Below are 10,636 nucleotides of genomic sequence, written 5' to 3'. Positions count from 1 at the left end.
CTTGGCGCCGTGGCCGACAGTGCGTTCGGGCCGACATGGGGCCGGCTGGTCCAGTCGGCTGCGTTCGGGCTGTCGCATGTTGCCGACGCCCGCCGATCGGGCGAGCCCGTGCTCGGCACCGTGCTGGCGACGGGCGCCGCCGGGTGGGCCTTCGGCTGGCTGTACGCGCGGTCGGGCAGCCTGGCCGCGCCGATGCTCGCGCACCTGGCGATCAACGAAGCCGGTGCCGCGGCCGCGCTGGCCGTGCAGCGGACCAGGCGGACGCGCTAGACGTCGCGTGCGTCCATCTCGAGCAGATGCGGGTCGGTGTCGATGTCGTCGATGCCGAAGCTGATGATCCGGCGCGGCGTGATCCGGATGATCGCCTTGTCGAGTTCGTCGCCTGCCGCTCCCTGCGACGGCGGAGCGTCCGCCTGCTCGGCGGTGCCGCGGATCTCCAGGCAGCGCACGCGCCACGGGTCCGTCGAGACGATGTCGTCGACGACGAACGCCACCGTGGGGTTACCCGCGACGTTGCGGTACTTCTGGCTCTTCGACATGTGGAAGCCGAAGATGTCGATGGTGCCAAGGGTTTCGTTGTAGGCGAACCCGACCGGGCTGTTCTGCAACGTCCCGTTGGGCTGGATGGTCGCCAGCCGACCGAGGGCCGTGCCGCGCAGGAACTCGATCTCGTGCGGTTTGAAGGTCATGGGCTCAACGTAGAACCTCAACGTCGGTTGACGTCAAGTCTCAGGGGTTGATGCTGAGCTCGCCGACCTGGCGGCCCCACACGTATTCGGTGAACATCGGCTGGCCGAGTTCCATGTGGTTGTACGGCGCAATGCTGTAGCCGGTGTCCGTCACCAGATAGGGGTTCGGCCACAGGTCGCGGGTCACCTTCTGCCAGCAGCCGGGCCTGCCCTCGGGTCCGCCGTGCGCGTTGATCCGAGGCAGGTTGTCCGGGTAGATGTAGGGGTTGCCCACACCCGTGACGGCGCCGTAGGCCGCCAGCGAGTAGCCGTTGTCGCCGCCGAGGGCCATCCTCACCCTCGGCTCGACGTCGTGGAAGTTGCGTGTGGTGCAGAAGATCATTCCGCGGTAGTCGTCGAGCAGTTTGGTCGTCGGCACGAGGTCCGCGGCACCGCGCACCAGATACGGCGCCGCCTGCTCGATGGGCCCGTTGGCGGTGTTCGCGAACCCGAGTGCGGCCATCAGGGCGGCGTCGACGTCCTCGGCCCGTGCGTTGAACGTGCGCGCCGTCGTGACCGCGGAATCCAGGCCGTCGAACAGGTCGGATGATGCGCCTGCGTAGACGTCGGCGAGGTCGGCCACCCGTGCGGTGTCCTCGTGTAGTCGTGGCATTCGAGGATTGAGGTCGTCGAGGATCACGTTGGCGTGCTCGAGCGACTCGCCGAACTTATCGCCAACCCCGCCCAACGCCTGCGCCGCGGCCGTCAGTGTCTGGTTCAGCTTGATCGGATCGACCTGCTCAGAGATCGACGTGACCGTCTCGAACAGCGTGTTGAACTCGGTGGTCACCGACGCTGCGGTGATGACGTCGCCGCTCGAGATGTGTTGTGGCGATGGGTCCTTCGGTGAACTGAAGGCTACGTACTTGTTGCCGAATACCGTGCTGGCCTTGACGTCGGCCACTACGTTGACAGGGATCAGCGACAGGTAGTCAGGATTGACCTCGAGGGCCAGTGCGGCCTGTTCGGTACCGTCCCGGTGGACGGTGGAGATGGTCGCCACCCAGCCGATCTCCACCCCGTTGAGCGTGACCTTGGACCCCGGGTCCACCACCAGGCCGGATCGGGGTGAGACCACGGTCAGGTCGGTGCGCGACCTGAAGACCCCACGGGACTGCAGGGAGATCAGTACAAAGACGGCGGCGAGGATGACCAGCAACACCGCCCCGGCCACCTTGTACGGCGGTTTATGCCGGTCGATGACCACTTTGCGACACTAAGGTATGGCGTCTCGCCGTACTGCGGATCCGACGAAGACCCGCGAAGCCGTGTCGGCGCTGGCCGACTGGTTGCGCGACGAGGCAACGTCCGCACCCGATCGCAACGTGCTCGCCGAGGCCGTCCGCCTGACTGCGCGCACCCTCGCCGCGCAGGCGCCCGGCGCCAGTGTCGAGGTGCGGGTCCCGCCGTTCGTTGCGGTGCAATGCATCTCGGGTCCCCGGCATACCCGGGGCAATCCGGCCAACGTGGTGGAGACCGATCCGCGCACCTGGCTGTTGCTCGCCACCGGTCTGGCGACGATGGCCGACGCCACCGCCAACGGAGCGCTGCAGTCGTCCGGGTCGCGGGCCGGCGAGATCGCCGACTGGCTGCCGGTGGTCCGGCTTCCCGACTGACCGTGCTTCCCGACTGAGTGGTGAGGCGCCGGGAAATGCGCTCGTCGCCGCGGTTGTTGAAAGGATCGCGACACCGCCCGCCGATTCCATCTTCGACGGGGGTTGACCGTAGACTGAGTAACGTCACCCACCGCCCCCAGGGAGCCAGCTGATCGTGACCGTCGAGCAGATCGCACCACCGGAGAACGAACCCCGAGAAGAGTGCGGCGTCTTCGGCGTCTGGGCTCCTGGCGAGCAAGTGGCCAAGCTCACATACTTCGGCCTCTATGCACTGCAACACCGTGGCCAGGAAGCGGCGGGCATCGCCGTCGCCGACGGTTCGCAGGTGCTGGTGTTCAAGGACCTCGGGCTGGTCAGCCAGGTGTTCGACGAGGCGACGCTGGCCGCGATGGAGGGACACGTCGCGATCGGGCACTGTCGCTACTCCACCACGGGCTCGACGACGTGGGAGAACGCTCAGCCGGTGTTCCGCAACACTGCGGCGGGCACCGGTGTCGCGCTTGGCCACAACGGCAACCTGGTCAACACCACCGAGCTGGCAGCGCGCGCCCGCGGCGCCGGCCTGATCAACACCCGGGGTGCCCCAGCGGCCACCACCGACTCCGACATCCTCGGCGCTCTGCTGGCCCACGGCGCCGCCGACGCCACGCTCGAGCAGGCCGCACTGGAACTACTGCCCACCGTCCGGGGCGCGTTCTGCCTGACCTTCATGGACGAGAACACCCTCTACGCGGCGCGCGATCCCTACGGTGTGCGCCCGCTGTCGCTCGGACGTCTCGACCGCGGCTGGGTCGTCGCGTCGGAGACGGCCGCCCTCGACATCGTCGGCGCCTCGTTCGTCCGCGACATCGAACCCGGTGAGCTGCTGGCCATCGACGCCGACGGCGTGCGCTCCACCCGGTTTGCCAACCCGACGCCCAAGGCCTGCGTATTCGAGTACGTCTACCTGGCCCGGCCCGACAGCGTCATCGCGGGCCGCTCGGTGCACGCCACCCGCGTGGACATCGGCCGCAGGCTGGCCAGCGAGATGCCCGTCGACGCCGACCTGGTGATCGGCGTCCCCGAATCGGGCACCCCGGCCGCGGTCGGCTACGCCCAGGGCTCCGGCATCCCCTATGGGCAGGGGCTGATGAAGAACGCCTACGTCGGGCGGACCTTCATCCAGCCGTCGCAGACCATCCGCCAACTCGGAATCCGGCTCAAGCTCAACCCGCTCAAGGAAGTGATCCGCGGCAAGCGGCTCATCGTCGTCGACGACTCGATCGTGCGCGGCAACACCCAGCGGGCCCTGATCCGGATGCTGCGTGAGGCCGGCGCCGTCGAGGTGCACGTGCGGATCGCCTCACCGCCGGTGAAGTGGCCCTGCTTCTACGGCATCGACTTCGCCACTCCGGCCGAGTTGATCGCCAACGCTTCTAGCTTCGAGGCCGACGAGGAAGAGATGGTCGAGGGCGTGCGTCGGGCCATCGGTGCCGACTCCCTTGGCTACATCAGCCGCCAGGGCATGATCGCCTCCACCGAGCAGCCCGCCTCGCGACTGTGCTCGGCGTGCTTCGACGGCAACTACCCGATCGAACTGCCCGGCGAGAGCGCGCTCGGCAAGAACGTCGTCGAGCAGATGCTGGCCACCGCGGCGCGCAGCGGCATTCCGATTCAGCCGGTCCTGGCCGACAACGACAACGCATCGGCGTTGCGGCGACCCTGAAATTACTGCGGCTCAGCTGAACTGAACCGCCCTACTCGAACGGGCAGCCGGGATTCGGTACGGCATTGGAGAGCGGGCTACCCGCTGGAACGATGTAGGACACCCACATCACCACAGGGTCCGGGCCGATATTGCGGCCGATGTGCACGTTGTCAGGACCGGTGCCCTCGGTGACGGGGGAGCCCGCCGGATAGATGCCGTCCTCGGAACAGTTCGCCATGTCGTGCGTCAGCGTGCCCTCGCGGATCACGCCGAACACCCGGCCGGGGTGCCAATGCCAGCCAGTGCTGCCGCCTGGCGCGATGGTGATCTGTTTGGTGATGTAGTCCTGGCCACCGACGCTCGACTGGGAGAGCGTCTCGACCTCGACGCCCACTCCCGGCGTTGCTGACGCCGTCGCGCCTGGACCCATCGAGACCAGGATCGCCGCTGCCGCGGCCGGTGCCAACCAGCGAACTCCGTTCATGATCGGTCAGGTTGTCACACACAACTGGTTCCCGGGCGGCGACTGGCCGAATTAGCTTGAGGAGAGGCGCGTGCACCCACGTCGTGCGGACCGGTAATCTTGGGCGCGATGAGCGAGGGTCAGCGGGCGAATCAGCGATGACGGCCAAGGGCGGGCAAGCCGAACCGGGCGGCGCCTCCTACGCATCGGCAGGGGTGGACATCGAAGCGGGCGACCGCGCGGTCGAACTCTTCAAGCCTTGGGCCGCCAAGGCGACCAGGCCCGAGGTCCGCGGCGGATTGGGCGGATTCGCGGGCCTGTTCGCGCTACGCGGCGGCTACCGCGAACCGCTGCTGGCCGCCTCGACCGACGGCGTGGGAACCAAGCTGGCCGTCGCCCAGGCCATGGACAAACACGACACCGTGGGACTCGACCTCGTCGCCATGGTCGTCGACGACCTGGTGGTCTGCGGTGCCGAGCCGCTGTTCCTGCAGGACTACATCGCCGTCGGGCAGACCGTCCCGGAACGGGTCGCGGAGATCGTGTCGGGCATCGCGAACGGCTGCGTCATCGCCGGATGCGCGCTGCTGGGCGGCGAGACCGCCGAACATCCCGGCCTGATGGCGCCCGACCACTACGACATCTCGGCCACCGGTGTCGGCGTCGTGGAGGCCGACGACGTGCTCGGGCCCGAACGCGTCAAGCCCGGCGACGTGCTCATCGCGATGGCGTCCACCGGGCTGCACTCCAACGGCTACTCGCTGGCGCGCAAGGTGTTGCTGGAGATCGACCGGATGGACTTGGCAGGCCACGTCGAGGAGTTCGGGCGCACATTGGGCGAGGAACTCCTCGAACCCACCCGGATCTACGCCAAGGATTGCCTCGCGCTGGCCGCCGAGACCCAGGTCCGGACCTTCTGCCACGTCACCGGCGGCGGTTTGTCAGGCAACCTGGAGCGGGTCATCCCCAATGGGCTGGCGGCCGAAATGGACCGGGGTACTTGGACGCCCGCGCCGGTGTTCGGGATGATCGCCCAGCGTGGACGGATCGACCGCGCCGAGATGGACAAGACGTTCAACATGGGGGTCGGCATGGTCGCCATCGTGGCGCCGGAGGACACCGACCGCGCGTTGGCGATTCTGACCGCCCGTCACCTCGACTGCTGGACCCTGGGCACCGTCAAGAAGGGCGCCAAAGGGGAGTCTCGGGCGCACCTGATCGGACAGCACCCGCGATTCTGATCAAGCGACGGGGCGTAACCGGAAACGGACTAGCGGCGCCAGTCGTCCTCTTCGATGAAGTCATCGGGTACATCACTGCTGCCGATGGGGTCATCTGGAGCGTGTGACAGCTCGCGCTGCAACTGCCTCAAATCGGTCTGCGGTGAGCTGTACTTAAGCTCCCGAGCGACCTTGGTCTGCTTTGCCTTTGCCCGGCCGCGGCCCATAGGGGGACCCCCTCGCGCAATAACGGAGCGGCCCGATTAGCAGGCGGCTCCGATCTGAGTGTGTTTTATCGTCCTGTCGTCACTTTACCGTGCCCTCCGGCTCCGTGCTGGCAGGCCCGGCCCAGCGCTGGCCGCCGAGCCACCGGGTTCAACGCGATTGGCCCCGCAGTCGTTCCACGGCAAGCCGCCCGGCGCCCACCTGATCGGTGTCGGGCAGCGAATCGGGGTCGATGACGGCCGCCACCTGGGATTCGCCACCGGTGGTCAATTCGATGTCGGCAGGCAGTCCGCGCTTGACCAACGCGAGTGCGATCGGGCCAAGGTCTACGTGGTCGACGACGGTGCCGAGCCGCCCGACCGCGCGCCCGGCGGCCAGCACCGGATCGCCTGTGGCGGGGCGGTCGGGGTCGCCGTCCAAGTGCAGCAGAACCAGCATGCGTGGCGGTTTGCCCAGGTTGTGGACTCGCGCGACGGTTTCCTGGCCGCGGTAGCAGCCCTTGTCCAGGTGGACGGCACCCTCGCCGGGTCCGCCGATCCAGTCGACTTCGTGCGGGATGGTTCGCTCATCGGTGTCGACGCCCAGCCGGGGCCGCAGCGCCGCGACCCGGTGCGCCTCGTACGCCCAGACGCCCGCAGGCCGGACACCCGCCGTGACCAGCCGCGCGTGCCAGTCGGTGGCGGTGTCGCGGGGCACGACCAGGTCCACCTCGTCAGGACCCATGGTGCGAACGAAGCCGCCGCCGGGCAGGGGCGCGGCGGTGGACGGCGCGGGCAGGGAGTCGACCCCCACCGCGGCGAGTACTGCCTGGTCACGCACGCCAGGGCCGAGCAGTGAGAGCACCGCCAGATCAACGGGTTCGACGACGACGTCGGCCCAGAACACCATCTTGCGGAGATAGGTCAGCAACGGCTCGGCGCGCCACGGCTCGGTGTCGATGATCGTGGCGCCGTCCAGCTGAGTCTGCACCCAGTGATCTTCGACACGCCCCTGGCCGTCGAGGCTTAGATTCTCGACCACGGCCCCGTCGGGAAGTTCGCTGACGTGCTGGCTGGAGATGGTGTGCAGCCAGGTGCGCCGCTCGTCGCCGGTCAGCCGAATCGTCGGGCGGTGGGAGCGATCGACGATCACGGCGGACAGCGCCGCGGCGCGTTGCTCGCCCAGTGGATCGCCGTAGTGCCACACGGCGCCTGCGTCGGGGCCGCCGTCGGGGGCGGGAACTGCGGACATGCCCCAACTCTACGGAGTTCGCGGCGGCGGGCCGCCAATGCACCGGGCCGCACTACCGTCAGTGCTCGTGGTGGACGGATTCGACATCGTCGTCACCCTCGACGGGGCGACGATCGACGCACGGGCACCGTCGGTGTACGCCGACGATCCGATGCTGCTGCGTGGCGACGGCGTGTTCGAGACGCTGTTGCTCCGCGGCGGCCGGCCGTGCCTGCTGGGGGCGCACCTGGCCCGGCTGGCGACGTCGGCGGCGATCGTCGGTTTGGCGGCACCCGAGCCCGCACGCTGGCGGCACGCCGTCGCCGTCGCGGTGGAGGGCTGGACCGGCGACGGGGACGCGGTGCTGCGGCTGGTGCTGGGCCGCGGACGCACAGCGAGGCCGACGGCGTTCGTCATGGCCTCGGCGGTACCTGACCGGGCCGTCGCGGCGCGACGGGACGGCGTCGCGGCGGTGACCCTCGACCGCGGCATGGCCGCCCCAGCCGGCGCACGCTGGTCCTTGGCCGGCGTGAAGTCGCTGTCCTATGCGCCGAACACCGCGGCGTTGCGGCACGCCGAACGTCTCGGCGCACAGGACGTGGTGTTCGTCGGCTCCGACGGTTCCGTGCTGGAGGGGCCGCGATCGAGCGTCCTCATCGCCACCGACGACGGCGCGCTGCTGACTCCGCCCGCGTCGCTGCCGATCCTGCCGGGCACCACGGTCCACGCCGTGTTCGACGAGGCACGCGGACGTGGCCTGCCGTGTCGGGAGCATCCGATCGACATCGCTGATCTCGTTGCCGCACAGGGTGTCTGGTTGCTGTCGAGCGTCACGCTGGCCGCGCGGGTGCACACGCTGGACGGCGTGACGTTGCGGCGGTCGCCCAGGGTGGTGGAGGTGGCCGACCTCGTCGACGCCGCGATCCTGCGCGCCGATTGAGCGGAAGGCAAAACCCGGTTGTCGGCCTCGGGCTTCGGGAGTACGGTCGCTCGTACACACGGAAGGAGGTGGTCCGACAAATTGATTGACTTATGGACATGTGAGGTGGCTGCCAGCTAGCAGCGCCAGGCGTATTCGTTGCTCAACGCGCAAGTGAATCACCTGCGCGCGCTGGCGAATTCCCTGCAGCCACCCGGCCCCCGAGCCCCTCGGTCCGTCCAAACCAGGAACCAAGGCTCGGGGGCCGTTCCATGTTTGGGGCTGGTGCCTCCCTACCGGGTGCGCGATGATGCGGCGATGCGCAATGTGCTGGTCCCGGTGGTTGCCGTGGCCATGCTCGCGACGGCCTGCGCGGCGCCGGCCGAGACGACGACGCCACGGTCCGAGCGGTGCACGACTGACTCGCTGGAGACCATGTACCCGGGCGTGCTGACCGTGGGAACCGACCAACCCGTGTATCCGCCCTGGTACATGGGCGACAACCCGGCCAGCGGCGAGGGCTTCGAATCCGCCCTAGCCTATGCGGTGGCCGATCACCTGGGCTACCAGCGGGACGACGTCCGGTGGGTGCGGGTGCCGTTCAACGCCGCGTTGAACCCCGGGCCGAAGTCGTTCGACATCAACCTCTCCGAGTTCTCGATCACCCAGCAGCGGCGCGGTGCCGTCGACTTCTCCTCGCCGTACTTCGACGTGACGCAGGCCGTCGTCGCGGTGAAGACGTCGCCCGCCGCCAACGTCCGCGATCTGGGCGGCCTCAAGTCGTTGAAACTCGGTGTGCAAGTGGGCACTACGAGCTACACGGCCGCGACGGCTGTGGGCGCCAGCATCCCGGTTTCGGTGTACGACACCAACGGCGACGCCAAGATGGCGCTGAACACCGGCGAGATCGACGCGCTGGTGGCCGACATGCCGACCGCGTTCGCCGTTGCAGGGGAGCTGAGCGACGGCGTGATCATCGGCCAGTTGCCGAACGTGTCGGGCGAGGTCGAGCAGTTCGGCATCGTGCTTGGCAAGAACAGTCCGTTGACCCGGTGCGTGTCGTCCGCGGTCGATGCGCTGCGGACCGACGGCACGCTGACCACGCTGCAGGAGAAGTGGCTCGCCGACGCTGGGAAGGCCCCCGTGCTGTCCTAGTGCGTCACGGTCAAGATGCCGGTCCCGGCGCCTTGTCGGCACAGGCCTCGCGAGCCTTCGCCCAGGTCTGCGGATCGACGCCGGGTGGTGCACCGGGCCCGGCCGGCGGGGTCGGCACCCCGTTGTCGGCAAGGCAGGACGCGTAGGAGCCGTGGCCCATCGTGGTTTGCGTTGCCGGTTGCGTCGTGGGTGCAGGCTGCGGTTCGGCCGGGGACGCGCAGGACGCCGTGAAGAGGGCGGCCGCGGCGCCGGTGCCCGCGGCCAGCAGGGTCAACCGCACTAGCCGACGAACCTCGTCAGCCGGGCGGACAGATGCGGCACCAGACCGCCGTCGGCGTCGACCCGTTCCTCGACGTAGGCGAGATCACCGCCCTCGACGATGCCGTAGAGGCGCTTGGCGCCGCCGACGAGGACGCCGGACTTGCTGCGGGCCAACGCATCGGTCACCAGCTCCCAGGACGACTGGGTGAGCGGGCTGCCGTAGAACAGTTCGACGTAGCCGGCGGAATGGGCCAGCAGCAGTTCGATGGCCTGTGACTCGGCGACGTCGTTCGGGTCGTCGACGAAACGCCAGTAGCCGGTCTCACGCAGACTCGGCCCTTCGTACTCGCCGGTCTCGGAGAGCCGCCAGGAGCGGGCTTCCCAATTCAGGTAGTCGCCGCCGTCGTGGGACACGATGATCTGCTGGCCGAATCGGTAGTCGCCCTGCGCGTCGCGGCCCTTACCCTCGCCGCGCCACACACCGACCAGAGGCAGCAGCGCGAGGAGAGCGTCGTTGAGCCCGACGCCTTTGCGGAGGTTGGCAGTGTCGGCGGGAAGCGGAAGGTCCTCGAAGCCGGGCACATTGCGCGCCGCCGTGGTCTTCGCCCGCTCAGCGGCCGCCGCGACGGCGCGGTCTCCGGAAAGCGGCGGGAACGGACCCGCCGGGATGTCCTCGGCGGTCACTAGTCGTCAGTGACCAGCCGGTACAACGCGTACAACGCGAACCAGGTGATGACGACCGTGGCCGCGACGAGCATGATCTCGAAGAAAAGCACCACGTTGGTCAGTCTAGTTCGTCGGTGTCGCCAGGGCAGTGGGGGTCCCGTTGCGGACCCAGCCGACGGTGCGGTCAGGCGACCTTGACGTCGACCTCGTGGATGCCCGCGCCGGACGGCGCGACGCTGGCGTCGCCGTTGCCCGCGGGCGAAAGGGCGCGCAGCGTCCAGGTCCCGGGTGCGGCGAAGAACCGGAAGTCACCGGTGGCAGACGCGACGACCTCGGCGGTGAACTCGTCGCTGGAGTCGAGCAGGCGCACGAACGCACCACCCACGGTCTGTCCGGAGCCGTCGACGACGCGACCGGTGATCACCGTTTCCTTCTCGAGGTCAACGCTGGCCGGCAACGTCAGTCCTTGCTTCGGTGCAGAGCACAT

14 protein-coding genes are annotated in these 10,636 nt (G+C 68.7%); 6 read left to right on the top strand and 8 right to left on the bottom strand.

The features are described from left to right. The coding region (locus tag QOC69_RS02555; protein WP_526436028.1) for a CPBP family intramembrane glutamic endopeptidase at positions 1-270 on the top strand (270 nt) is incomplete at its 5' end. Here QOC69_RS02555 and QOC69_RS02550 read toward each other — a convergent pair. Beyond that, positions 267-689 carry a PPOX class F420-dependent oxidoreductase gene (locus QOC69_RS02550; protein ID WP_526436026.1) on the bottom strand — a complete coding sequence of 141 codons (423 nt, stop codon included), beginning with the start codon at positions 687-689 and terminating at the stop codon, positions 267-269. The genes QOC69_RS02555 and QOC69_RS02550 overlap by 4 nt on opposite strands. Positions 690-729: 40 nt before the next feature. Then, positions 730-1,935, bottom strand: coding sequence for an MCE family protein (locus QOC69_RS02545; protein WP_526436024.1), 1,206 nt, complete (start codon positions 1,933-1,935; stop codon positions 730-732). Between the two features lie 16 nt (positions 1,936-1,951). Between QOC69_RS02545 and QOC69_RS02540 the strand changes: the two genes are divergently transcribed. Then, entirely contained in the window at positions 1,952-2,344 is a 393-nt protein-coding gene (locus QOC69_RS02540; protein ID WP_526436022.1) for a sterol carrier family protein, read from the top strand. A gap of 154 nt (positions 2,345-2,498) precedes the next feature. Further along, positions 2,499-4,049 carry an amidophosphoribosyltransferase gene (gene purF / locus QOC69_RS02535; protein ID WP_526436020.1) on the top strand — a complete coding sequence of 517 codons (1,551 nt, stop codon included), beginning with the start codon at positions 2,499-2,501 and terminating at the stop codon, positions 4,047-4,049. Positions 4,050-4,080: 31 nt separating this feature from the next. Here the strand turns inward: purF and QOC69_RS02530 are convergent, their stop codons facing one another. Continuing rightward, entirely contained in the window at positions 4,081-4,515 is a 435-nt protein-coding gene (locus tag QOC69_RS02530) for a cupin domain-containing protein (protein ID WP_526436018.1), read from the bottom strand. 137 nt (positions 4,516-4,652) lie between these two features. Between QOC69_RS02530 and purM the strand changes: the two genes are divergently transcribed. After that, positions 4,653-5,735 carry a phosphoribosylformylglycinamidine cyclo-ligase gene (gene purM / locus QOC69_RS02525; RefSeq protein ID WP_526436016.1) on the top strand — a complete coding sequence of 361 codons (1,083 nt, stop codon included), beginning with the start codon at positions 4,653-4,655 and terminating at the stop codon, positions 5,733-5,735. Between the two features lie 29 nt (positions 5,736-5,764). Here purM and QOC69_RS02520 read toward each other — a convergent pair whose 3' ends face one another. Both QOC69_RS02520 and ygfZ read right to left on the bottom strand, forming a co-directional pair. Further along, positions 5,765-5,941: a DUF3073 family protein gene (locus QOC69_RS02520; RefSeq protein ID WP_526436014.1), complete on the bottom strand. Its 177-nt coding sequence runs from the start codon at positions 5,939-5,941 to the stop codon at positions 5,765-5,767. A gap of 148 nt (positions 5,942-6,089) precedes the next feature. Further along, a complete protein-coding gene (gene ygfZ, locus QOC69_RS02515) occupies positions 6,090-7,169 on the bottom strand; it encodes a CAF17-like 4Fe-4S cluster assembly/insertion protein YgfZ (protein WP_526436012.1) in 1,080 nt (359 codons plus the stop codon). A gap of 37 nt (positions 7,170-7,206) precedes the next feature. Between ygfZ and QOC69_RS02510 the strand changes: the two genes are divergently transcribed. Together QOC69_RS02510 and QOC69_RS02505 are read left to right on the top strand one after the other, a co-directional pair. Further along, on the top strand, positions 7,207-8,088 hold the full coding sequence (locus QOC69_RS02510) for an aminodeoxychorismate lyase (protein ID WP_526436036.1): 882 nt from the start codon (positions 7,207-7,209) through the stop codon (positions 8,086-8,088). A gap of 297 nt (positions 8,089-8,385) precedes the next feature. After that, the gene (locus QOC69_RS02505; RefSeq protein ID WP_526436010.1) at positions 8,386-9,222 is read left to right on the top strand and encodes an ABC transporter substrate-binding protein; all 837 of its coding nucleotides are present in this window, start codon (positions 8,386-8,388) and stop codon (positions 9,220-9,222) included. Positions 9,223-9,232: 10 nt separating this feature from the next. On the opposite strand, the gene QOC69_RS02500 is transcribed toward QOC69_RS02505, so the two are convergent. The 3 genes from QOC69_RS02500 to QOC69_RS02490 all read right to left on the bottom strand — a co-directional run bounded on the left by QOC69_RS02500 (position 9,233) and on the right by QOC69_RS02490 (position 10,636). Next, the gene (locus QOC69_RS02500) at positions 9,233-9,502 is read right to left on the bottom strand and encodes a hypothetical protein (RefSeq protein ID WP_526436008.1); all 270 of its coding nucleotides are present in this window, start codon (positions 9,500-9,502) and stop codon (positions 9,233-9,235) included. Beyond that, positions 9,502-10,167: a nitrobindin family protein gene (locus QOC69_RS02495; RefSeq protein WP_526436006.1), complete on the bottom strand. Its 666-nt coding sequence runs from the start codon at positions 10,165-10,167 to the stop codon at positions 9,502-9,504. The genes QOC69_RS02500 and QOC69_RS02495 overlap by 1 nt, the downstream gene beginning before the upstream one ends. A gap of 166 nt (positions 10,168-10,333) precedes the next feature. Continuing rightward, entirely contained in the window at positions 10,334-10,636 is a 303-nt protein-coding gene (locus QOC69_RS02490) for a DUF1416 domain-containing protein (RefSeq protein WP_526384356.1), read from the bottom strand.

The sequence above is a fragment of the Mycobacterium sp. genome (assembly GCF_032162105.1).
Taxonomy (GTDB): domain Bacteria; phylum Actinomycetota; class Actinomycetes; order Mycobacteriales; family Mycobacteriaceae; genus Mycobacterium.
Note: the sequence above shows the minus strand (reverse complement) of the source record. Positions and strands in the feature narration are given on the sequence as shown.